The sequence below is a fragment of the Mariprofundus sp. KV genome (assembly GCF_013387475.1).
Classification (GTDB): Bacteria; Pseudomonadota; Zetaproteobacteria; order Mariprofundales; family Mariprofundaceae; genus Mariprofundus.
The window spans coordinates 119,698-141,366 of the sequence record NZ_VWNB01000009.1 but is presented as its reverse complement, the minus strand read 5'-3'; the positions used below and the strand labels follow the sequence as shown (position 1 = coordinate 141,366).

General features: G+C 52.1%; 22 protein-coding genes. 10 read left to right on the top strand and 12 right to left on the bottom strand.

Annotated features, from left to right (window positions below; translation table 11 throughout):
- Positions 1-407: 407 nt before the first annotated feature.
- Positions 408-986 (bottom strand): prepilin-type N-terminal cleavage/methylation domain-containing protein, encoded by a 579-nt coding sequence (locus F3F93_RS09025; protein ID WP_176958843.1) that lies wholly within the window; start codon positions 984-986, stop codon positions 408-410.
- 163 nt (positions 987-1,149) lie between these two features.
- Between F3F93_RS09025 and F3F93_RS09020 the strand changes: the two genes are divergently transcribed.
- The gene (locus F3F93_RS09020) at positions 1,150-1,746 is read left to right on the top strand and encodes a hypothetical protein (protein ID WP_176958842.1); all 597 of its coding nucleotides are present in this window, start codon (positions 1,150-1,152) and stop codon (positions 1,744-1,746) included.
- 50 nt (positions 1,747-1,796) lie between these two features.
- On the opposite strand, the gene F3F93_RS09015 is transcribed toward F3F93_RS09020, so the two are convergent.
- The 3 genes from F3F93_RS09015 to F3F93_RS09005 are packed head-to-tail and all read right to left on the bottom strand — an operon-like array spanning position 1,797 to position 2,984.
- Complete coding sequence (locus F3F93_RS09015; protein ID WP_176958841.1) at positions 1,797-2,321, bottom strand: YgjP-like metallopeptidase domain-containing protein; 525 nt, start codon at positions 2,319-2,321, stop codon at positions 1,797-1,799.
- 52 nt (positions 2,322-2,373) lie between these two features.
- Positions 2,374-2,661 carry a helix-turn-helix transcriptional regulator gene (locus F3F93_RS09010; RefSeq protein ID WP_176958840.1) on the bottom strand — a complete coding sequence of 96 codons (288 nt, stop codon included), beginning with the start codon at positions 2,659-2,661 and terminating at the stop codon, positions 2,374-2,376.
- Positions 2,658-2,984, bottom strand: a complete 327-nt coding sequence (locus F3F93_RS09005) for a type II toxin-antitoxin system RelE/ParE family toxin (RefSeq protein WP_176958839.1) — start codon at positions 2,982-2,984, stop codon at positions 2,658-2,660. The genes F3F93_RS09010 and F3F93_RS09005 overlap by 4 nt, the downstream gene beginning before the upstream one ends.
- 90 nt (positions 2,985-3,074) lie before the next feature.
- On the opposite strand from F3F93_RS09005, the gene F3F93_RS09000 reads away from it, so the two are divergent.
- A complete protein-coding gene (locus tag F3F93_RS09000) occupies positions 3,075-3,956 on the top strand; it encodes a radical SAM protein (protein ID WP_176958838.1) in 882 nt (293 codons plus the stop codon).
- An 11-nt stretch (positions 3,957-3,967) separates the two neighbouring features.
- Here F3F93_RS09000 and F3F93_RS08995 read toward each other — a convergent pair whose 3' ends face one another.
- Entirely contained in the window at positions 3,968-5,797 is a 1,830-nt protein-coding gene (locus F3F93_RS08995) for an MFS transporter (protein WP_176958837.1), read from the bottom strand.
- Between the two features lie 3 nt (positions 5,798-5,800).
- Positions 5,801-6,781, bottom strand: a complete 981-nt coding sequence (locus tag F3F93_RS08990) for a glycoside hydrolase family 130 protein (RefSeq protein ID WP_176958836.1) — start codon at positions 6,779-6,781, stop codon at positions 5,801-5,803.
- 127 nt (positions 6,782-6,908) lie between these two features.
- Between F3F93_RS08990 and F3F93_RS08985 the strand changes: the two genes are divergently transcribed.
- Positions 6,909-8,321 (top strand): diguanylate cyclase, encoded by a 1,413-nt coding sequence (locus F3F93_RS08985; RefSeq protein ID WP_176958835.1) that lies wholly within the window; start codon positions 6,909-6,911, stop codon positions 8,319-8,321.
- Here the strand turns inward: F3F93_RS08985 and F3F93_RS08980 are convergent, their stop codons facing one another.
- From F3F93_RS08980 to F3F93_RS08970, 3 genes are read right to left on the bottom strand one after another with little or no spacing between them, the layout of a single operon-like run.
- Positions 8,322-9,497: an ATP-binding protein gene (locus F3F93_RS08980; RefSeq protein ID WP_176958834.1), complete on the bottom strand. Its 1,176-nt coding sequence runs from the start codon at positions 9,495-9,497 to the stop codon at positions 8,322-8,324.
- Positions 9,494-10,249 (bottom strand): response regulator, encoded by a 756-nt coding sequence (locus F3F93_RS08975; protein ID WP_176958833.1) that lies wholly within the window; start codon positions 10,247-10,249, stop codon positions 9,494-9,496. Before F3F93_RS08975 ends, F3F93_RS08980 begins: the two co-directional genes overlap by 4 nt.
- Positions 10,249-10,761, bottom strand: coding sequence for a cyclic nucleotide-binding domain-containing protein (locus tag F3F93_RS08970; RefSeq protein WP_176958832.1), 513 nt, complete (start codon positions 10,759-10,761; stop codon positions 10,249-10,251). The genes F3F93_RS08975 and F3F93_RS08970 overlap by 1 nt, the downstream gene beginning before the upstream one ends.
- 187 nt (positions 10,762-10,948) lie before the next feature.
- Between F3F93_RS08970 and F3F93_RS08965 the strand changes: the two genes are divergently transcribed.
- The 7 genes from F3F93_RS08965 to phoU all read left to right on the top strand — a co-directional run bounded on the left by F3F93_RS08965 (position 10,949) and on the right by phoU (position 19,132).
- Positions 10,949-12,079: a hypothetical protein gene (locus F3F93_RS08965; RefSeq protein WP_206675411.1), complete on the top strand. Its 1,131-nt coding sequence runs from the start codon at positions 10,949-10,951 to the stop codon at positions 12,077-12,079.
- 187 nt (positions 12,080-12,266) lie between these two features.
- Entirely contained in the window at positions 12,267-13,418 is a 1,152-nt protein-coding gene (locus F3F93_RS08960) for a hypothetical protein (protein WP_206675410.1), read from the top strand.
- Between the two features lie 629 nt (positions 13,419-14,047).
- The gene (locus F3F93_RS08955) at positions 14,048-15,103 is read left to right on the top strand and encodes a substrate-binding domain-containing protein (RefSeq protein WP_176958831.1); all 1,056 of its coding nucleotides are present in this window, start codon (positions 14,048-14,050) and stop codon (positions 15,101-15,103) included.
- A 117-nt stretch (positions 15,104-15,220) separates the two neighbouring features.
- Positions 15,221-16,465: a phosphate ABC transporter permease subunit PstC gene (gene pstC / locus F3F93_RS08950; RefSeq protein WP_176958830.1), complete on the top strand. Its 1,245-nt coding sequence runs from the start codon at positions 15,221-15,223 to the stop codon at positions 16,463-16,465.
- A gap of 1 nt (position 16,466) precedes the next feature.
- Positions 16,467-17,636: a phosphate ABC transporter permease PstA gene (gene pstA, locus F3F93_RS08945; protein WP_176958829.1), complete on the top strand. Its 1,170-nt coding sequence runs from the start codon at positions 16,467-16,469 to the stop codon at positions 17,634-17,636.
- Positions 17,637-17,643: 7 nt separating this feature from the next.
- Positions 17,644-18,417 carry a phosphate ABC transporter ATP-binding protein PstB gene (gene pstB / locus F3F93_RS08940; RefSeq protein ID WP_206675409.1) on the top strand — a complete coding sequence of 258 codons (774 nt, stop codon included), beginning with the start codon at positions 17,644-17,646 and terminating at the stop codon, positions 18,415-18,417.
- A gap of 10 nt (positions 18,418-18,427) precedes the next feature.
- Positions 18,428-19,132, top strand: a complete 705-nt coding sequence (phoU, locus tag F3F93_RS08935) for a phosphate signaling complex protein PhoU (RefSeq protein WP_176958827.1) — start codon at positions 18,428-18,430, stop codon at positions 19,130-19,132.
- Between the two features lie 90 nt (positions 19,133-19,222).
- Here the strand turns inward: phoU and F3F93_RS08930 are convergent, their stop codons facing one another.
- The 3 genes from F3F93_RS08930 to F3F93_RS08920 all read right to left on the bottom strand — a co-directional run bounded on the left by F3F93_RS08930 (position 19,223) and on the right by F3F93_RS08920 (position 21,643).
- Positions 19,223-20,449 (bottom strand): inorganic phosphate transporter, encoded by a 1,227-nt coding sequence (locus F3F93_RS08930; RefSeq protein WP_176958826.1) that lies wholly within the window; start codon positions 20,447-20,449, stop codon positions 19,223-19,225.
- Between the two features lie 51 nt (positions 20,450-20,500).
- Positions 20,501-21,181 (bottom strand): TIGR00153 family protein, encoded by a 681-nt coding sequence (locus F3F93_RS08925; protein ID WP_176958825.1) that lies wholly within the window; start codon positions 21,179-21,181, stop codon positions 20,501-20,503.
- Positions 21,182-21,388: 207 nt separating this feature from the next.
- Positions 21,389-21,643 (bottom strand): hypothetical protein, encoded by a 255-nt coding sequence (locus F3F93_RS08920; protein ID WP_176958824.1) that lies wholly within the window; start codon positions 21,641-21,643, stop codon positions 21,389-21,391.
- Positions 21,644-21,669: the final 26 nt, after the last annotated feature.

Here is a 21,669-nt window from a genome sequence, read left to right as displayed (position 1 = left end):
GAAAAACGGATAAACCACCCGATCAAAGCCAATCAGGCGATGATCGGGGGATAAATAAGCAAGTTTGCCAAAATTCGCGCTCGAAACAGGGGCGAGGAAAAATAATCAGGGGTTATTCAGAGCATCCCTAATGTTCCCGGAATTTCAATATGACCGCACTTGAATCTATAGTCGACTGCATATAGGGGTCAGGGCTTGATTCGCGGATTATCATCGGCAGCTTTTATCAATTTACTTACTGTTGAGTGATGTAAGTGAGAAAATTCAGCTATCGTCTGAAGTCCTCGGGGCCAGGCCTTTACTTTGAAGTCCTCGGGGCCAGGCCTTTACTTTGTAGTTTTCCAGAGCGGCCCAACGCCTGATTCCAGCCGGGTGAGACAGGCGCAAAGATGTAAATGAAGGGGCAGCTAAAGAGCTGTCATCCTGGCTTTTTCGCAGTCATTCCTGTTCAGTACTGAAGCCAGTGCCCTCCCCCTTGTCAGGGCGGTACCGACAGCATATTTATTGTCGTAGTAGATCGCATTACTCTCTGAATCGTAGCAGTAACGGAGGTCTCCAGAGATGTGCTTGGCGGTAATGACAAAGGATGCATATGTACTGTCAGCGGCGACAACAACACTGACTCCTTCACTCAAGGTAAACGCAACGTATTGGGGATTATTTTTGCTGTTCTGACTTGTCGCCAGATAACCGGTAGCAGGAGCGGTGATAAGATCACCTTTTTTTCGTGCCTTCTGTGTGGCCCTTGTTCGTGTGGTGCCATATGTCGCGAATTCGACGAATAACAGCTCGTTTTTCTTTAGCACCTCATTAACTGCAGCCAGAGCTGAAGCGTTAAATGCATTTGTCCGTTGATTGCCGAAGAACACAACCGCGATTGATGCCAGTATCCCGATAATGGCCATCACGGTCATAATTTCGATGAGAGTAAAACCTCTGGCTTGTTTGTCTCCAGTTGCCTCTTGCGGGCAAAACAGACTGCTCATAAGATCTCCATACAACAATAACAGTTATCATTGTTTGTTCTGTTCTTCACTGTTACAGACTATAACATAACGCAAACAGGGGCTGCGTCCAGCCCGACTACTATTTTACGGGGGTGAACAAATGGGAGAAAAAACCGGTCTCCCAGCCCGGAAGAGAGAAGTGATGAAGGTCGATTGCTCTGAAGGCTGCCCCGTTCGGGCCACCTTTTTCTGCTCTCGCTGTAAAAAACCGTTCTGTGATCAGTGCTGCGGCCTTAAGGAGAAGGGCAAACGCTACTGTCTGAACTGTGCTGCAGTTTTGCATACAGAGAAACCGAAGAAAAACATAGAGCTGGGGATAGATAAGGGGCTCTCAAAACCGCTCAAGGTGACGCTGCTGCTGACCACTGCCGTTGCAGCGCTCTATCTCTTTATCGCAGGCAACGGTCAGCCTTCTTCTGACAGAGCTACTCTGCCACCGCTTACTCAGACCCAGGTTCGGGATCTGCAGCAATGTAAGGAGCAGCTGCAGGGGCTCTCCATGCTGGTCGCCAACTACCAGCGCTCGCATGGATTTGATCCGGAAGTTATTGAAGATGTGCTCGATTCGAATGAAGACGCCCGGTTACTTCTCGAACCGGTAGATGAGTATGAATATGGACTGGAGAGATTGCCGGATGCAGGCCTTGTTATCAGCTGTCCCAATCCTGATGAGCACCACCTTGATGCCCTCTATATCATACCCGGCAGCTCTTCTGTGATCATGCAGAGCGGTGATTAACCCTCTAAGCATGGTTTACTCAGCTTGATGGAATTCCGAAGAGGGACTGTTTAGCTGTTTGACCAGAGCGGGGTTTCACCAGCCTCCAGATAAGTGAGGTAGGCACGCAGATTGAACTCGAGCTGGTGATACTCCGGCTCCATATTGCAGCAGAGCTTGTAGAAAGCTTTGTCGTGATTGGTCTCTTTGATGTGGGCCAGTTCGTGCACCACAATCATGCGCAGAAACTCCGGCGGCATATCCTTGAACATCGTTGCCACATGAATCTCACGTTTGGCCTTCAGCTTTGCGCCATGCACCTGCGATTTACTGGTGTGAATACCGAGTGCATTGCGGGTGAGATGCAGGGTGTTATCAAATGCCACCCGGTTGATCTGCCCGGCATTGCGCAGGTAGCTGTTTTTAAGATCCGTCACATACTCATAGAGCGCTTTGTCACTGCGTACATCGTGGCGCTGCGGATATCTGCGCAGCAGCCAGTCGCCCAGCTGCTTCTGCTCAATCATCTGATGGATACTCTCGACCAGATCAGCCGGATATCCGGCAAGGTAGTTCGGGGGCGGTTTGGGACGCATGCCCGCAGCTTAGTGGTTTATGATGATTGCAGGAATGGCTGGCACTGCAGGTTTATTGTGGTTTATCACGCATCAGTTGCAAAACAGGGTGAGCGCCAATGGCTGTTGCGTAACGAATCACGCTTTTCATGCTGGGAAGCTGTGCGCCGCCTTCAATGCGAGCAACCACCGACTGGGTAGTCCCCATACGTTTGGCGACTTCGGCCTGTGTAAAACCGGCTTCGGTTCTGGCTTCAATCAGTGAGCGGGCGATTTCGAATTCATAGGCATGTGTGTCGTAGGCTTCACGAACCTCGGAATTCTGCATCCATTGCTTTTTCAGTACGGCGAGTTTGGTCATACACCGGCCTCCTTCATTCGTTGTCGGGCAATATCAAGCGCGGCCCTTGGAGTTTTCTGCGTCTTCTTCACAAAGGCATGCAAAATAATAATACGCTGACCTTTTACGGTGACATAAATGGCTCGCGCAATGCCAGGTTGCGCCTTCATGCGTATCTCCCAAAGTTTATCTTCCAGGTGTTTTACATAAGGCTCACGCACCCTATGGGGCCCCAGAGATTCAAGCATCTCGGCGATATGCAGGAACTTGGCTTTGAACGTTGGCGCAAGAGCATCCAGCTCTGCATCAACAGAATCATTCAGCGTTTCAACCGTCCAGTTCATAGCGGCATTTTATAGTGGCACTTTATAGCATAAATGCGATACCTGCAATAATGGGATGGCAAAACACGCAACAACACTTAACTTACGACAATGCCGTTGAACTACCACATGCCTCTCTTCCGCCCACCGAGTGAGGGAGATAATCTGATTATTCAGGCCACACTGGGTTGCAGTTTTAACCGCTGCAGTTTCTGCTCGATGTATCGCAGCAAAAGCTACAGCCAGCGCCCGCTTGCGGATGTGGTTGCCGATATTCAACAAGCTGCCCGCAGCCAGCCGGATGCGCGGCGCGTGTTTCTCGCTGATGGTGATGCTCTCTCTCTTCCGACTGATCAACTTGTGGCAATCCTTGAGGCGCTGCATACAGCCCTTCCCAGACTCAGCCGTGTCTCCTGTTATGCCACACCTGCCAATCTCCTGCAGAAAAGTGCTGAAGAGTTGAGCCTGTTAAAAGAGAAAGGTCTGAACCTGCTCTATCTCGGCATTGAATCGGGCTCCAATCTGATTCTCAAGAAAATCACCAAGGGCGCCAGCCAGCGCGGCATCGCTGAAGCGATGTCTAAGGCCGATGAGGCCGGGTTGAAGGTATCAGCCACCGTTATCCTTGGTCTGGGTGGCAGAAGCCACTGGCAGGAGCATATCGATGGCACCATTCAGCTGCTCAACAGCGCCCCGCTCACCTACCTCTCCACCCTGCAGCTACATCTTGAGGCTGATATCGTCGCTGAATTTGAAGCGAAGTTCGGCGAGGCCTTCGAGATGCCGGATGATCAGGCTATTCTGCTGGAGCAGCAGCGGCTGATCAGCGGAATCAATCCACCCAGGCCGGTGATCTTCCGCTCCAACCACGCCTCCAATGCACTGGCTCTGGCCGGTAATCTGCCACGAGACCGGGATAGACTACTGACCCAGCTGGAGGCTGCACTGGCTGGTGAACAACCGCTAAGGCCGTGGTTCCTGCGCGGCATGTGATTCCAACGCTGTTATTTTGCCGGGCGCAGTTGAGATTGAATTTCCCCTACCCGCTCACGGGTAAGCGGGTAGTACCACATCGAGATAATTGCCAGCGAGAGAAATCCGACCGGAATGGCCAGATAAGCGATACGCACGGTGAGCAGGGTATCTGCTGGCAACATAGTCTCCTGCCCTGCCACACCCGCCCAGGCCAGCAGTGCGCCACTGCCCAGGGCGACAATGCCGATAGCGGATTTATAGACCAGTGCGAAGACCGCGCTGTAGACCCCTTCACGGCGATGGCCGGTATTAAGCTCATCCTCATCACAGATATCGGCTGCAAACGAGCCGTTGACCGCCCAGCAGGCACACAGACCCCATGCCGCTACCACCACAGGGATAATCTGCAGCCACGGGTTCTCCGGTGTGAACAGCCACCAGCTTGAGGCGTAACCGATAATGGAGACAGACAGACCGGCAAAAAGAATCACCTTCTTATCCACCCGCTCACTGGCCCATGAGATCAGCGGCATAGCGAGAAACTGGCCGGTGACCTGCACGATGGTCATCACACCACCAATCTCTGCCGCCAGCATCTTGTCACCCTGACAGACATAGTAGATACCGATATAGGTCATAAACGGCAGTGAGAAGAAGAGCCCCATAAACACGGCGAAGACCGAACCCATCAACATGCGGAAACTTCTGTTCACCGCCGTGAGTTTGATCGCCATCAGCAGTGAGAGATGCTCTTTTTTGCGCTCAATGGCTGCAAAACGTTCACGACATAGAATGGCCGGCAGCATCGTGGAGATCAGCACCAGCAGGCCGATGCACAGCCCCACCACCCGCACACCGAGCACCTCATCACCACCGAGCCAGGCTCCGGCCATCTGTGACCAGAGATAGAGATAACCGACCAGCAGACTGGCGCAGAATGAGGCGACCAGTCGATAGATCTGCAGATTGGTGCGCTCGGCATAATCATCGGTCAGCTCGATACCCAGACCCGAATAGGGGATCACAAATACCGAGAAGCTGAAATAGAAGAGCAGACAGAGCAGTGCAAAAGCGCCAAACATCTGCAGTGATGACTGTGAGCTGATACCGAACCGGTGCAGGAGCGGCGCATGCAGAACATCCGAGGAGGGCAGAATACGCAATCCTGTGGTGAACTCCGCAGCTTCCGGGATTGATGCAGAGACAGTTACCGTTTGCGGCTGCATCCAGTTCTCCGGTGTAAAGGTGAGCTGCGCCGGTGAAATGGTAAGCGCAAGCGGATGATCACTGTTTGCGACCTGCTCAACGCTGAATGCAGTGGCCGACTCAGGCGCACGATGAAGTATGATATTGAAACTTCCAGAAGCCTGTTCGGGAGTGAGCCGCACATCCTTGGCTGAAACGCCGTACCAGGAGAGAGAATCGTGCAGTTGCTTGGCAGAGGCCTGGTTGTGGGTCTCTGCAGTTTGCGTGAGATGTATTGTCACCAGTTTCGGCAGTTGCGGCATCAGGGTTGGCAGGAACCAGACAGCCGAGAAGAAGAGGCTCATCAGAATGGAGCCGACAAACATCCACGGCCTGCGCCGTCCCCAGCGAGACTCGCTGTTATCGGTCAGATTACCGATAATCGGATCAAGTATGGCATCGGCAATGCGTGAAATCGCCATGGCCAGCCCGATAGCCAGCGTGCTGAAGCCGAGGGCGACATTAAAGATCGGGAAGACCAGTGAGAGGATGGCGGAGTTGGCGATATTCTCACCGAAACCACCCACACCCCAGCCGAGCTTGGTTTTAACCGGCAGTCTTCCGGTCGCCTGTGCGGCTCCCCCCTCTGGCGAAGTGTCAGCCTCGCGGTTCAACGATCAGTTCCCGGCTTTAAGATGATCAATCACCGCCTGTGCGGTGGTAAAGCAGAGGCCGGTCACGGTATCGGCACAGCCGTAGTAGATGGCGATGCGACCCGTTGACGCATCGGTGAGGGCTGCACAGGGAAAGGTGACATTGGGTACATCACCCACACACTCATAGTCCTGCCAGGGCGCAATAAGGAAATTTTTCGAGCGGTGGATCACCTTCCACGGCGCATCAAGATCAAGCAGGGCGGCACCAAAGCTATAAACAAACCCGTTACAGGAGGTGAGCACGCCGTGATAGAACATCAGCCACCCTTCACTGGTCTCAATGGGGATCGGACCGGCACCGATCTTGGTCGACTGCCAGCCATCGCTTGTGCCCATGACATGGCGATGACAACCCCAGTGCTCCATATCCGGACTCTGGCTGAGAAAAATATCACCAAAGGGGGTATGGCCGTTGTCACTGGGGCGTGAGAGCATCATATATCTGCCACCAATCTTGCGAGGAAACAGTACGCCGTTGCGGTTGAATATTAAAAATGCATTTTCCAGCTGATGGAAGGTCTCGAAATCTCTGGTCCAGGCCACACCAATGGTCGGGCCATGATAACCATTGCACCAGGTGATGTAGTAGCGATCTTCGATCCACACCACACGCGGATCATAGCCATACTCCCAGCGTGTCACTTCGGGATCTTCGTTGATAAACCTGATACGTTCAGGATTGATCTGCCAGTTGATGCCATCATCACTGAAGCCGGCATGAATCTGCATCTCGCGTGCCGTTGAGTCGCAACGGAAGACACCGGCAAACTTGCCGTTAAACGGCACGGCGGCACTGTTAAAGGTGCTGTTGGCTCCGGGGAAGGGATTGCGCGGAATGATCGGATTTTCGCTATAACGCCAGACCACATCGTCACAGCCGTGCGGCCGCTCCTGCCACGGCATATTGGCCAGCGCCTCTCCGATAACCTTAACTCCACCCATATCGTTCCCTCCCTGAGTGATCACTCATACTCCCGGCCAGTTTAGCTCAGACGTTGGAATAAGAAAGCCGCCAAACACTCCTTCTGTTCGGCGCCCGCTCAGCCACTAACTGTGCTAAACTCATAGTATGATGCACTCACTCTCGATCATCACCAAAATCAATCTGGTAATTCTGACCGTACTCGGGCTTTGCGGGGGCGTCGTCACCTGGCAGATCATTGCATATGAAAAGCAGCAAGTTGAAGAGATGCTGGTAAAACAGGCGGAAATCATCTTCGATCAGGTTCAGGCCCTACGCCACTGGAACTCCGCTTATGGCGGTGTTTATGTCTATAAACAACCGGGCATGGAGGCCAATCCCTACCTCTACAAGGTGCGCCCCACCAGCAACAAAAAACGGCCTGTCGAACCGGAGATTACTGACAGCAGTGACCGGAAACTTATTCTGAAAAATCCCGAACTGATGGCTAAGGAGATAGCCGAGCAGTCAAAAAAGGAGCATAAAACGATCTTTCATCTCTCCAGTCTTAATCCGATCAACCCTAAGAATGCCCCGGATGATTTTGAGAAGCGCGCTCTGCGCGCCTTTGAAGCAGGTAACAGCAGCGTGTTCAAATCACTTATCAATGGCGACACCCCCTACTTCCGTTATATGAGAGCGCTTGAGAGTGAAGAGAGCTGCCTGACCTGCCACGGCTTTCAGGGCCATAAGGTGGGGGATGTGCGCGGCGGCATCAGCATCGAGATTCCGATGCAGGAGGAGCTGGCCGAGGCTGAGCGGAAACGGGTCGTGATTATCGCTTATGCCATCGGCATCTACCTTGTTCTCGCCCTCTCCCTTACCGTGACCATACGCAGGCTTATCTCCACACCTGTGAACAGGATCATCGCCTTCTCCAAAGGACTGGAGAGTGAAGATGAAGAGCTGCTGCCTGAAGAGGGGCGCAATGATGAGATCGGCATGCTCGGCCACTCTCTGGCAACGACAAAAAAACGGATTCTCCGACAACAGCTTGCGCTGCGTGAAAAGGCCGAAGAGCTCGATCTTTCACGCCGTACCGATCCATTGACCGGGGCGAATAACCGACAGCATTTCATCCTGGAGATGCCTAGAATCATGGATCGGGCCAATCGCGACAATTCACCAACCAGTATTTTGATGGTTGATATCGACCACTTCAAAGAGATCAACGACAGCTATGGTCACGCCATCGGTGATCGGGTTCTGCAGCAGATGGTTGAGCATATGCTGCAGGAGACCCGTAGTTACGACATGCTAATACGTTATGGTGGAGAGGAGTTTCTCGTGGTGATGCCCAATACCGAAAACGGCCCTGCCGTAGAGGTAGCAGAGCGTATCCGCAAAAGTATGGAGTCATGCCACTGTGTGGTAGCTGGAGATAAAACGGTGCTCTTCACAGTCAGTATCGGCGTGTACACCTCCATGCAGGAGGAGATCGATCAGATGCTGCTGAAGGTGGATAAAGCGATGTACCGGGCAAAAGAGGGTGGCCGCAACATGGTTGTCAACAGAGCCTGACTATTCATAAGTATCACCAACTTCAGTCGGCAAAGTGATCTTCAAGGAGAGACCGTTGGGGGTGAGATTGGCCAGCTCAAGACTACCATCATGCACCTCAAGCATCTCTTTAACGATCGCCAGACCAAGGCCGTGACCACCATCTTTCCTGCGCCTGCGCGCCTGATCAACGCGGTAGAAACGTTCCGTTACCTTCGCCAGATCCTTCTCGGGAATACCTGGCCCCTGATCCTCAACAACAATCTCTGCCATCGCTCCGGCCATTCTCATATCCACCCGAATCACCCCGCCATCAGGAGAGTAACGCTGTGCATTCTCAAGCACATTGAGCAGCACCCGCTCAACATCGTGTTCAGCAATCAGCAGATCCTCCATCTCACCGGATTGTGTCAGTTCAATGGAGAGCTCTTTGGCCAGAAGACGGGGAACCAGCACATCTTTCACCTTGTAAAAAACAGCCAGCGGATCAGAGGCGATAATGTCATGACGCTGGGCAAATTCGATCTGATCCAGTGTCAGCAGAGAGTCGAGCAGCTGGTTCACATGTTTCGCCTCATCAGCAATCACCTTGGAGGCCTCCATTCTGAATTCGGGGTCATGGCCGAAACTCTCAAGACTGCGCGCATAACCGAGCAGTGAGGTCAGCGGGGTTTTAAGATCATGTTTCAGATTGGAGAGAAACTGTCGCTGCTGCCGCTCCTGCTTGTCTCTTTCTGTCACATCCATACAGAGCAGCAGTGCCTGATCTCTGCCAAGAAATGCGAGTCTGGGGGCCAGCACACGATCTGCCACTGCAATATCCGGCAAATGCAGATCGTTGGTCTGCATTTTCAGCGCTGTTGAGAAGGCGCGATACCAGTCGGGATCACGGATAAAAACCAGCATCGACTGCGGAAGTTCCGGCCCTCTCTCCATCTTGAACAGCTCAGCAGCCCTCTGATTGGCAGAGATAACCCGGCCAAGGCTATCTACCCGCATCACCGCTTCACTTACAGATGAGAGCAGCACATCCAGACGTCTGCCGCGGACCTCCAGTGTCTCTTGCAGACCACCGGATGTTTCACGCAACAATTTCAGTTCACTGCGGGTCTCCTCCAGCTCCTTGCGCATGCGTTGAGCAGAGACAACCCAGATCGACACGATGCCGATAATCAGTAATATCAGTCCGGCAGTCATTCAGTTGGTGGAATAAAGCGATAACCCATGCTGCGTACAGTCTCAACACATTTTTTGCGACCGATCTGTTTCAATGCTTTACGCAGACGTTTGACTGTCACATCAACCGTACGCGCCTCAACAAAGACATCCCTGCCCCAGACATGATCAAGAAGGTATTCGCGACTGCGGGTTTTACCCGGTTTTTCCATGAGGATTTTCAGCAGCTTGTACTCCAGCGGGCGAAGTTCGACACGTTGATCGCCTTCAAAGACAACCGGTGCTTCCAGATCAAGCTGGATAGGATTTGTAACCGCAACTCCCTTCTCAACAAAGCGATTGCGCCTGAGCAGCGCCTTGGCCCGCGCCACCAGTTCAGCCGGCTCAAACGGTTTGGCAAGATAGTCGTCCGCCCCCTCATTGAGGCCGTGCACACGCTCACTGGCCTGACTCAATGCTGTAACCATCAGCACCGGCACATTGGCGTGGGTTGATGATTTGCGAATCTTACGCAACACCTTCATACCACTGACGCCGGGCAACATACGATCCAGCACAACCAGACGCCAACTGCCGTCACGGATACACTCCAGTGCGCTATCACCATCACCACAGCAGTAGGTAGAGTAACCGGCCGCCTGCAGATGCAGATTAATCAGCCGTGCAATCGACTCATCATCCTCAACAATCAGGATATCTGCGCCGCTCTTATATTTCTCTTTGTCACTCATTATCTCGTGATACTGAAAGGAGTCGTCGTCAAGCTCAAGCATCAGTAATCACCCGCTGTCTCAAATTCATGCATCGATGCATATTCACACCTCACTTCAAGTGTCTTGCTGGAGAGCAGATGAAACATAAATCGCAGTATCTGATTACCCAGCTGCGGCTCTTCCAGGGTAATAAGATCAAAATATGCACGGTTCATCGTTAACAGCTCCAGATCGGTTACCGCTTTAATCGTCGCAGCATGTTGCCGCTCGTCATCCAGAAAGGAGTAGAGACCAAAGTGATCTCCCGCATGCAACTGCGCATAGATATTGTGGCCTGGTCTGGAGACAGAAGCACAACCATCCGTAATTAGATAGATGGTCCTCTCTGATATGCTGTCTGCCTGATAAATCACACTTCCTGCGCTGATGACGCGTGATTCCAGAGATGAAAAAAGTTGCATACTCCCTTCATCGGAGAGCTGCCTGCAGGCGGGTAGTTCACAGAACCTGCGATACTGCGAGTTTGATAGTATGGATGCCTCAAAGGCATGGTTTAACGGCTGTGTGCTCATTCACACTCCTCTTCTCTCTTATCGTTTAAGTGCGGCCAATATGAATTGAGATTGTGACATCGGCATGACACCGGTAGATGTCACGCCAATGTCTTAAATGTCATTGAATTGTCACAATTGCAGAATAGGATGCCGTGCAACTCCGAGAGGGAGAAAAAATGCATCTTCATGCATGGGAGACAATCAATTGAAAACGACAATGAAATCCATCGCAACAGCTGCCATCATGACAGTTGCGACACCTGCCTTTGCCGGCGGTGTCACTGTAGCCGAAGAGGGCGACAGCAAACTTAAAATTGAAGCACTGCTGTTTCTGAACACATACAATCAGAAAGCAGAGACCATCACGGCTGCTGGCAACGCTGTCACCAATACTACCGGTCTGGCCGTTGACCGCGCCTACTTCACCGCCAAATATTTCATGAACGACGACTGGATGATGCGCATCACCCTCGATGCCGGTAACGACCCGTCTCTGGCAGGCAAGAAACAGAACGTATTCCTCAAAGCCGCTTATGTTGAAGGCAAGTTGGCTGGTGATGCACTTGTGCTGCGCGTCGGTCAGTCGCACACCCCGTGGATCGATTATGAGCAGGGACTGTGGAAACACCGCTATGCATCTCAGGTTCTCACCGACAAATACAAATTCGATGACTCTTTTGATCTCGGAGTCGGCCTGAAAGGTTCTCTGGCAGATGGCATGGTTAAATACTTCGTCACTGAAACCAACGGTACCGGTTATGCCAACGCGGCCCGCAGTGGTTCAATCGATCTCAATGCCCGCATCGGCCTCTATCCTGTTGAAGGACTGACCCTCGATTTCCAGTTCCGCGATGGTTACCGTGGCAGCAAAACCCGCACCCCGGCAGGATCTTTAGGTGTTAAATCAGCACTGATGCAGGCGATGGTCTCATACGGTACCGACGACTTCCGTATCGGTGGTAACTATGTAGCCAACAAAGATAAAGCTAAAGATGCCACAGCATCTATTGCTCATGGCGGCAACGTCAGCAGCGCATTTGTTACAGCAGTAGCTGGTGATGTCGTCAAAAACAACGCCTATGCACTCTGGACATGGGCCAAGTTCGGCGGTGGCTTCGGTGCTTTCGCCCGTTATGAGAACATGAACACCAAACTCAACACGATAGCAACCAAAGAGAAGCTGACCCGTTACATGGGTGGCCTCGAGTACACAGTCACCAAGGGTGTGACCTTTGCTGCTGTAGTTGATGCGACCAAACTGAAAAACCGTGGTGGTGTAACAGCCAACAGCCGTAAAGATACCCGCTATGGCATCTTTACTCAGGTTGCACTGTAATAACCTGCAGAATCACGCTTAACTGCAAAAAGGGCTCGCATGAAAATGCGGGCCCTTTTTTTACTTCAATAACGACATCCGCCTGTGTCACAATAGTGTCACAGCAATGACATACTGATGACTTACTGACCTCCTAACGTTCGCCGCAACCCAAATTCAGGGACTTACAGATCAACAGGAGATCAACTTGAAAGCATCAATCAAAACAGTTGCAGCAGCTGCAATGGTAGCTTTCGCAACCCCGGCTATCGCTGGCGGTGTGAATGTTTACGACGACGGTGAAAGCAAACTGAAACTCGAAGCACTGTTTTACCTCAACACATTTCAGCAGACCGATGACCGTATCACTGCCGGTGTCAGTTCAAAGACCAAAACCACAGGCATGCATGTAGACCGTGCCTACTTCACCGCCAAGTACCAGATGAACGACGACTGGATGATGCGTTTCACCACAGATGTAGGCCATGAGGGCGGACTTGGTAAACAGCAGAACATCTATCTGAAGTACGCCTATGTAGAGGGCAAACTGGCTGGTAAAGCTGCCGTACTGCGTATCGGTCAGTCTCACACCCCGTGGATCGACTATGAGCAGGGGCTCTGGAAACACCGCTATGTTGCCAAGGTAATGTCTGATCAGTACAAATTCGACACCTCTGCCGATCTCGGTTTCGGCCTGAAAGGTAAAGTGCTTGACGGCATGATTGACTACTTCGTCACCGCCACCAACGGCACAGGTTATGGCACAGGTAATCCCGGTGCCGGTCTGAACGGCATCGATTACAACAGCCGCATCGGCCTGCACCCGCTCAAAGGTCTGGATCTCGATTTCCAGTACATGAACGGCTACAAAGCCACCAAAACCAGCATCGCTAACGTTACAACTGCTGGCGTACGTTCCACACTGATGCAGCTGATGGCCTCATACGGCACATCTGACTTCCGTGTTGGTGCCAACTACCTGCAGAACAGCGACAAAGCAGGCTCTGCAACCGGCTCTTCCAGCCATGGTGGTAATGCAAGCGCTGCGTTTGTGACTGCGCTGACCGGTGATGAAGTGAAATCACGCGGTATGGCTCTCTGGGGCTGGACCAAGCTTGGTGGCGGCTTCGGTGCATTCGGTCGTTTCGAGTCTCTGAAAAACAAGAAGTACAGCGGTGGCATTGCCAACGTAACCCAAGAGAAGGTCACCCGTTATGTTGCCGGTGTTGAATACAGCCCGGTTAAGAACGTCACCATCTCCGCTGTTGTTGACTCAAGCAAGCTGACTGGTCGCGGTGGTGTTGCAACCACAACGGATAAAGACAACCGCGTAGGCATCTACACTCAGGTTAAACTGTAAATCTGCCATATCTAAACGCTTAACATAAAAGGCCGGGAGTAATCCCGGCCTTTTTTTGTAAGAAAAATGGATCACAACAATCGTTTATGTGCATTTGTGATTCGGGCCATCCTGGCCCTCAGGGCTTCGCCCCGACTATTCAGTCGTCCAAATCTACTGTCCTGTAGATTTGTGATTCGGGCCATCCATGTGGCTCACCCTTCGGGCGAGCTGAAGCTCGTCCATCATTGTGCAGGAGAGCACAATGACACGCTTAAGCGCCCTGAATGGGTGGAGTGCAGGAAGCACGACATGACAATTGTACAGGATAGTACAATTGCACGCCTAAGCGCCCTGAATGGGTGGAGTGCAGGAGGCACGACATGACAATTGTACAGGATAGTACAATTGCACGCCTAAGCGCCCTGAATGGGTGGCGCACACGGATGTGCGCCATGAAATCTACTGTCCTGTAGATTTGTGACACCGCCATGACATATATGACAGATATGTGTCACGCCTCCATGCCTCACGATATGACACACCGCTGACACAATCAGGCAACAGGGTTCGCCCAGTTAAAAAAAAACGCATGGGGCATAGCCCCGGCACATCAATGACCTCTATCAAGCATAGGAGCAACTTCTCAAATGAAAAAAATTATCATGGCAACCGCAGCGCTGCTGCTTGGCGCCACAGCAGCACAGGCTGGCGGCGATCAGATTCACATCGTCGGCTCATCTACTGTTTACCCTTTCTCCAGCTATGTTGCTGAAGAGCTGGGTGCTACCACTAAATTCAAAACTCCGGTTGTTGAATCCACCGGTTCAGGCGGCGGTATGAAGCTCTTCTGCGCTGGCAACGGCATGGACACACCTGACATCACCAACGCATCACGTCGCATGAAAGATAAAGAGTACAAGCAGTGCCAGGAAAATGGCGTGAAGTACATTACTGAAGTCGTTGTTGGTTATGACGGCATTGCACTGGCCCAGAGCAAGGATACGGCACCGATGAATCTGACCCGCAAGCAGATCCTGCTGGCTGTAGCTGCAGAGGTACCTAACAAAGAGGGCACTGCCCTGATCGCCAACCCTTACCACTTCTGGGATGAGATTGATGCCAGCCTGCCACACCGTAAAATCACTTTTTATGGCCCGCCAACTTCATCCGGTACCCGCGATGCATTTGAAGATCTGACCATGAAAGCTGTAGCCAAGAAGATGGATGTTTATACCAACCTCTATAAAGCGGATCAGAAGGCCAACAAGAAGTACAAGAAGTATCATGAAGTGCGTCAGGACGGCGTTTACGTTCCATCCGGAGAGAATGATAACCTGATCGTACAGAAGCTGACCAAAGATCCTGAGGCACTCGGCATCTTCGGCTACAGCTACCTGACTGAGAACTCCGACCGTATTTCTGCTGCAACCATCGCTGGCATTGCGCCATCCCCGGCAGCCGTTCAGGACGGCTCATACAAGCTTGCACGTTCACTCTACTTCTACATCAAGAAGTCACATATCGACAAAGTGCCTGGTATGAAAGAGTACATCAACCTCTTCACCTCCGAGCAGATGATCGGTGATGGTGGTGCTTGCACCGAGATTGGTCTGATCGCCCTGCCGGAAGAGATGCGTGCGAAATACCGCGCTCAGGCTGCAAACCTGACCAACCTGAAACCTGAAGATCTGAAAGCGAAGTAATAGATTATACTACAGCAGGAAACTGGCCGGATCACTCCGGCCAGTTTTTCTATTTACAAACGCATAAAATATGGAGAAAAGTTTGTTCATTCTAGATAACTATACAGCAGGCCCGCGATGATCTATTCAGACCTGTTTTTCTGGCTTTTTGGCGGCCTGATTCCTCTGGGCATCACCGCATTCATGGTCGCACGCAGCAGAGCGTTGGGTAGTGAAAAGGATGGGGCTCGTCTGCACTCCTTACCCGGTTACTATGGCTGGTATGCCGTCATCTGGCTGGCACTGCCTGCCATGATCAGCGGCACTCTTTTCAGTTTCGCGCACATGTTCGGGCTCTTCTCCATCCCTGCTCCGATGCTTCTGGGAGCTATGTTCGCCCTTGGTGGTGCAGGTCTCTGGTATGGAGTGCGTCATATCAATGTGGATTTCAGAGCACGTGAAAAGGTGGAGAAGGTTACCACCATCCTGCTCATCATCGCTGCCAGCATCTCGGTTCTTACCACAATCGGCATTGTGCTATCGGTGGTATTTGAGTCGGTCAGATTTTTTCAGGTCATCTCATTCTGGGATTTCATTACCGGCACCAAGTGGGAACCTGATACTGCATTTTTGATTGGTGCAGGCCGTGATACCACCGGCATAGCAGCTCCAGCCTTTGGTGCGGTGCCGATCTTTGCCGGCACCTTCATGATTACTGCCATCGCCCTGCTGGTGGCGGTTCCTGTCGGGCTGTTCTCGGCGATCTATATGTCGGAGTACGCATCTCACGCTGCGCGCGGCAGACTCAAACCGATGCTGGAGATTCTCGCCGGCATTCCTACCGTGGTGTACGGCTTCTTCGCAGCCATTACCATCAGTCCGCTGATCGTAAAGGCTGCCCATGCCTTAGGCCTGGAAGCCGATTATACCAATGCACTGGCACCCGGCCTGATTATGGGTGTGATGATTATCCCGTTTGTCTCCTCACTCTCGGATGATGTGATCACTGCCGTGCCCCAAGGGCTGCGCGACGGTTCACTGGCGCTGGGAACCACCAAAGCCGAAACCATTCGCCATATCGTACTGCCTGCCGCCCTGCCCGGCATTGTCGCCGCCTTCCTGCTGGCCACCTCCCGGGCTATCGGTGAAACGATGATTGTGGTGATGGCTGCAGGCCTTCGCCCCAACCTCACGGCCAACCCGCTGGAGGGCATCACCACGGTAACCGTGAAAATTGTCGAAGCCCTGACCGGTGATCAGGAGTTTGATTCCGCCTTTACCCAGTCGGCTTTTGCGCTGGGTTTTGTACTGCTGATTATCACACTGATACTGAACATTGTATCCACGGTAGTCGTGCGCAAGTTCAAGCAGAGGTATGAATAAGATGTCACAACATAATTTTCAGGCCGATGCCCGCAAACGTAAACGTGATCGGGCAGACAAACGATTCAAACTTTATGGACTGGCTGCCATCACCTTTGCACTGGCATTCCTTCTCTTCTTCTTCGTAGACATTATCGGCAAGGGTTTACCAGCCTTCCAGCAGGCGGAGATCAAGGTCACCGTCCACTACAGTGAAGCGACGATGAAAAATTATAACAACGCCGTCGACAGGCAATACAAGACACTGGTCAGTAAAACCTGGCTGCGCCTGGTACCCAATCAGATGCGCGATAACCCCGAACTGATGGGGACAGATCGTGAGGAGTGGGTTCTGGGAGAGAACCGCGTGGATCAGTATCTCAAAGGCAACGAAGGGCACCGTCTGAAATCTAAATACCAGACGATGATCAATAAGATGCAGGAAGAGGGCACCGTGCGCCTTGTCTTCAACAGCGGCTTCTTCAGCAAGGGTGACTCAAAACTACCGGAGAATGCCGGTATTCTCGCCTCAGCCATCGGCTCTATTCTGGTACTGCTGCTGACCATGCTCTTTGCCGTTCCAGTTGGCGTAATGACCGCCATCTACCTGGAGGAGTTCGCCCCGGACAACAAACTCACCCAGCTGATTGAGGTGAATATCAATAATCTGGCTGCGATTCCCTCCATCCTCTACGGTCTGCTGGGGCTGGCGATCTTTATCAACTTTATGGGGGTGCCACGCTCATCGGCACTGGTGGGTGGTTTGACACTGGCCCTGATGACACTGCCGGTGATTATCATTGCCACCCGCGCAGCACTGCGCGCTGTTCCGGACTCCATCCGTGAAGCGGCCTACGGGCTAGGTGCATCGAGCCTGCAGGTGGTCTGGCACCATGTGCTGCCGCTGGCTATGCCGGGTATCCTTACCGGTTCAATCATCGGTCTGGCGCAGGCGATGGGTGAAACCGCACCGCTGCTGATTGTCGGTATGATGGCCTATATCCCCGAAGCGCCGGGCTCCATCTTTGAAGCAACAACAGTGCTGCCGGCCCAGATCTATACATGGTCATCGGAATCGCTGCGCGCCTTTGAAGAGAGAACCGCTGCAGGCATTATGGTGCTGCTGGCTGTACTGCTGACCCTCAATGCAGTCGCTGTTAAGTTTAGAAATCGTTCTGAAAACACGTGGTAATGAGATCATGAATAAGAGAAACGTAGAAAATACTATTACCGTCCGGGATCTGAAGCTCTGGTATGGCGACTATGAAGCGCTGCACGGCATCAATCTGGATATCCAGAAAGGCAAGGTGACCGCATTTATCGGCCCCTCAGGTTGTGGCAAGTCCACCTTCCTGCGCACCCTCAACCGCATGAATGACCGCATTCCGGGCTGCCGTGTCGAGGGAGAAGTCCTGCTCAATGGCCAGGATATCTATGCCCCCTCTGTTGATGTTGTACAGCTGCGCAGCTACGTCGGCATGGTCTTCCAGAAGCCCAATCCGTTCCCCAAGAGTATCTATGAAAATGTTGCCTATGCCCCGCGCATTCACGGCATGGTCAAAGATGGTCCCGAGATGGATGAACTGGTCGAATCTGCCCTCAGACGCGCCAGCATCTGGGATGAGGTGAAGGATAAACTGCAGCAGCCGGGCACTGCCCTCTCCGGTGGCCAGCAGCAGCGCCTCTGCATTGCACGCACGATTGCAGTGAAACCTGAAGTGATTCTGATGGATGAACCATGCTCGGCTCTCGACCCTATCGCCACAGCCAAGATTGAGGAGCTGATGGATGAGCTGAAAGAGGAGTACACCATCGTTATCGTCACCCACAACATGCAGCAGGCAGCCCGCGTCTCCGATTACACCGCCTACTTCTATCTGGGTGATCTGATGGAGTTCAACGATACGCACACTATTTTCACAGCACCTGCGAACCAGAAGACTGAAGATTATATTACCGGACGTTTCGGTTAAGGAGCTCACGATGAACCAGCATACGATTAAACGATTTGAAGATGAACTCAACGAGTTGAAAGAGAAGGTGCTCGCCATGGGCGGCCTGGTGGAGAAAGCCACCAAGCGCTCCATGAACTCTCTGTTCAAGCATGACACCAAACGTGCCTACAAGGTGATTGAACGTGATCAGGCGATCAATGCAATGGAGATAGAGATCGATGAGATGACCCGAACCATCCTGGCGCTGCGTCAGCCTGCGGCCAGTGATCTGCGTTTTGTCATGACGACGATCAAGGTGGTGACTGATCTTGAACGCATGGGTGATCTGGCCGAAGGCATTGCCGAGCTTATGCTGGAGACTCAGGAGCACCCGCTGATTCATGTCTCCTCACTGGAGTCTCTTTCCGATCAGGTCTTCAGCCAGACAGCATTAGCACTCAATGCCTTTGCCAAGGCTGATCTGGATGCAGCCATCGTCTGCCTCGAAAACCACGATAAGGTGAACGGCAAGTTCAAATCGATGCAGCGTGAGTACCTCACCTACATGATGGAGGATGCACGCCAGATCACAGCCGGTCTGATCTCCACCAACATCGCCAGAAACCTGCAACGCATTGGTGATCATGCCGTCAATATTGCCGAGATGGTGATCTATATGATTAAGGGGCGCGATGTCCGCCATATCGATCACTCTGAAGCTGCAGCAATGGTTACCGGAAACCGTCAGCAATAAGCCCTTCCGGTCAACCGCTTGTTTTACTCAATAAAAAAGCAGGGGCATAAAGCCCCTGCTTTTTTTTCATCACTCTCAATCCTCTTCTGCTTAGCTGAATGCGCCTTTGAAGAAGAAGAAGAACAGGATCGACAGAATCGCACCTGCCGGAAGCGTGATGATCCATGACAGGAAGATTGTCTGGATCACCCCCATATTCAAAGCACCGATACCTCGCGCCAGACCAACACCGATCACCGCACCTACCAGCGTATGCGTGGTAGAGATCGGCAGACCTGTGCCGGAAGCCACAACAACGGTCGTGGCTGCAGCAAGTGTTGCAGCAAAACCGCGACTTGGTGTCAGCTCACTGATACCGGAACCAACGGTTGCAATCACCTTATGACCATAGGTCGCCAAACCAAAGACAATACCGCCACCGCCAAGCAGCAGAATCCATACAGGTGTAGCCGACTTGGATGCAATTTCACCGGCACTGCTGACAATGCCGACAACGGCTGCAACCGGACCAATGGCATTGGCCACATCGTTGGAGCCGTGGGCAAAGGCCATGGCAATGGCTGTAAAGATCATCAATACGCCGAAGATCTTCTCCATATTGGTATAATGGAACTTCTTATCCTCTTTCTTGGAGAACTTCAGTCGCTTGATCATGAGCGTTCCGATAACCGCAAAGACCACACCGATAAGCGCGGCATACATCATATTCTGGTCAAACGGCAGATTCACACCGACATGTTTCAGCCCCTTAAGCAGGGTCACCATCGCCATGATAAAACCAACCATGAAGATGTAATAAGGTACATATTTCTTGGCTCTTTCAAGCGGCTCTTCAGTATCGATAATCAATTTCTGGATACTTCTGAAAAGAGCAAAGGCAATCACACCGGCCATCAGCGGCGAGGTAACCCAGCTCATGGCAATAGTACCTACCTTGCCCCACTGCACAGCTTCCATGCCGATACCGACAGCGCCGAAACCGACGATAGCACCGACAATGGAGTGCGTGGTGGAAACAGGCCAGCCCATACGGGTAGCAACCAGCAGCCAGATGCCTGCAGCGAGCAGGGATGCCAGCATGCCGTAAACCAGAAGCTCGGGCGTACTACCCAGTGATGAGACATCAACAATGCCCTTTCGGATGGTTTTGGTTACTTCACCACCGGCAAGAACAGCACCGGCACACTCGAATATGGCAGCAATAATCACCGCCTGCTTAAAGGTCAGCGCACCTGAGCCGACCGATGTTCCCATAGCGTTGGCAACATCATTCGCACCGATGCCCCAGGCCATGAAGAGGCCGAAAACAACGGCCATGCCAATTAATATAGTTGAATTTGCAACAAGAATTTCCACGATTTTCTCCCCTTATCGTGCCAGTAACAGTTCGAGACGAGCGCCAACGCGCTGTGCAGCATCGGCCACAGCACCGAGCTCCCGAATCATGCGGTACAGAAATATCGCATCAATCGGATCCATACTCTTCTCAATCACAAACAGTGCATTATTGATCTGATGACCGAGTTTATCAGCCTCATATTCGATGTTATGCAGCTCATCGATCATCTCCTCAACACTGGTGACCTCGCGGCCACGAAAACCGACCTCCACCAGCTCATCAAGTTCATTGACGATCCTTTTCGCCTGCCGGGAAGCTGCGATATTGACCAGTACAAATTGTGTAAGCAGCTCTGCGATCTCATCCGGAATCTGCATTTTGCGGCTATTAACCACACTGGTTACTTCCTTGACCCTGTTGGCGAGATGATCCTGATGGGTCACAATATCCAGAATGCGCTCACGCGGCATCGGCATAAACAGGGAGTTGGGCAGGTTAATACGCAGTTCATGCTTCAAAGTATCCGCATCAACCTCAATCCTGTGAATCTCCCGCTCCAGAACGGCCACCTGGTCGTAATCTTTATCGATCACAGCCTTGAAAAATGGTTCGAGTTTCTTCACAGCCTCATGAACCTTGCCGATATGCTCCTGCAGCGGCTTGACCGGCGAACCGGCAAACATATTTGAAATTGGACTTCTTCTAACCATATTCACTCCCGATTGTTGGCCTTGCGGCCTTATGCGTTAAAACGGATTGATGATACAGGCCGATTGTGACATCTGTGTGACATATGAGTCATAAACATGACAAATGTGACAACCGTTGGAGAGCAGACCATCGCTTGCCCCGGAAACAAAAAAGCGCCCGGATATCCGCGCGCTTTTTACTTCACTCCGTTTTTCTCTCTGATTGACTCAGGAGTCTCCCTCTTCTCGAATCCTGGCAAGCAGTTCAGTACCTTTTCGGGTCTGTGAAACAACAATACTCAGCTCCTGTTGCAACAGTTCGCGCTCCTCTTCATCTCTCTCCAGGCTTATCGTTACCCTGAGCTGCCTCTCTTTCTCCTGAAGCTTTTCGATCACCTTGCTGAGTCCCTCTTCTGACTCCCTCTGCTGTAAGGCATGAGTATCAAAAAAGTTAAGTCGTGTTAGTAGCTTCTTCAGCGTCATCCCCACCCCCCTCAGCGATCATCTTA

Coding starts and splice junctions, on each gene's coding strand:
- F3F93_RS09015 (WP_176958841.1), bottom strand. CDS start 2,321: ATGCGTCCCAAACCGCCCCCGAACTACCTTGCCGGATATCCGGCTGAT.
- F3F93_RS09025 (WP_176958843.1), bottom strand. CDS start 986: ATGAGCAGTCTGTTTTGCCCGCAAGAGGCAACTGGAGACAAACAAGCC.
- F3F93_RS09000 (WP_176958838.1), top strand. CDS start 3,075: ATGCCGTTGAACTACCACATGCCTCTCTTCCGCCCACCGAGTGAGGGA.
- phoU (WP_176958827.1), top strand. CDS start 18,428: ATGAACCAGCATACGATTAAACGATTTGAAGATGAACTCAACGAGTTG.
- F3F93_RS08975 (WP_176958833.1), bottom strand. CDS start 10,249: ATGCTTGAGCTTGACGACGACTCCTTTCAGTATCACGAGATAATGAGT.
- F3F93_RS08955 (WP_176958831.1), top strand. CDS start 14,048: ATGAAAAAAATTATCATGGCAACCGCAGCGCTGCTGCTTGGCGCCACA.
- pstC (WP_176958830.1), top strand. CDS start 15,221: ATGATCTATTCAGACCTGTTTTTCTGGCTTTTTGGCGGCCTGATTCCT.
- F3F93_RS08980 (WP_176958834.1), bottom strand. CDS start 9,497: ATGACTGCCGGACTGATATTACTGATTATCGGCATCGTGTCGATCTGG.
- F3F93_RS08920 (WP_176958824.1), bottom strand. CDS start 21,643: ATGACGCTGAAGAAGCTACTAACACGACTTAACTTTTTTGATACTCAT.
- F3F93_RS09010 (WP_176958840.1), bottom strand. CDS start 2,661: ATGACCAAACTCGCCGTACTGAAAAAGCAATGGATGCAGAATTCCGAG.
- F3F93_RS08930 (WP_176958826.1), bottom strand. CDS start 20,449: ATGGCCGTTGTTTTCGGCCTCTTCATGGCCTGGGGCATCGGTGCGAAT.
- F3F93_RS08925 (WP_176958825.1), bottom strand. CDS start 21,181: ATGGTTAGAAGAAGTCCAATTTCAAATATGTTTGCCGGTTCGCCGGTC.
- F3F93_RS08970 (WP_176958832.1), bottom strand. CDS start 10,761: ATGAGCACACAGCCGTTAAACCATGCCTTTGAGGCATCCATACTATCA.
- F3F93_RS08990 (WP_176958836.1), bottom strand. CDS start 6,781: ATGGGTGGAGTTAAGGTTATCGGAGAGGCGCTGGCCAATATGCCGTGG.
- F3F93_RS09020 (WP_176958842.1), top strand. CDS start 1,150: ATGAAGGTCGATTGCTCTGAAGGCTGCCCCGTTCGGGCCACCTTTTTC.
- F3F93_RS09005 (WP_176958839.1), bottom strand. CDS start 2,984: ATGAACTGGACGGTTGAAACGCTGAATGATTCTGTTGATGCAGAGCTG.
- pstA (WP_176958829.1), top strand. CDS start 16,467: ATGTCACAACATAATTTTCAGGCCGATGCCCGCAAACGTAAACGTGAT.
- F3F93_RS08985 (WP_176958835.1), top strand. CDS start 6,909: ATGATGCACTCACTCTCGATCATCACCAAAATCAATCTGGTAATTCTG.
- pstB (WP_206675409.1), top strand. CDS start 17,644: ATGAATAAGAGAAACGTAGAAAATACTATTACCGTCCGGGATCTGAAG.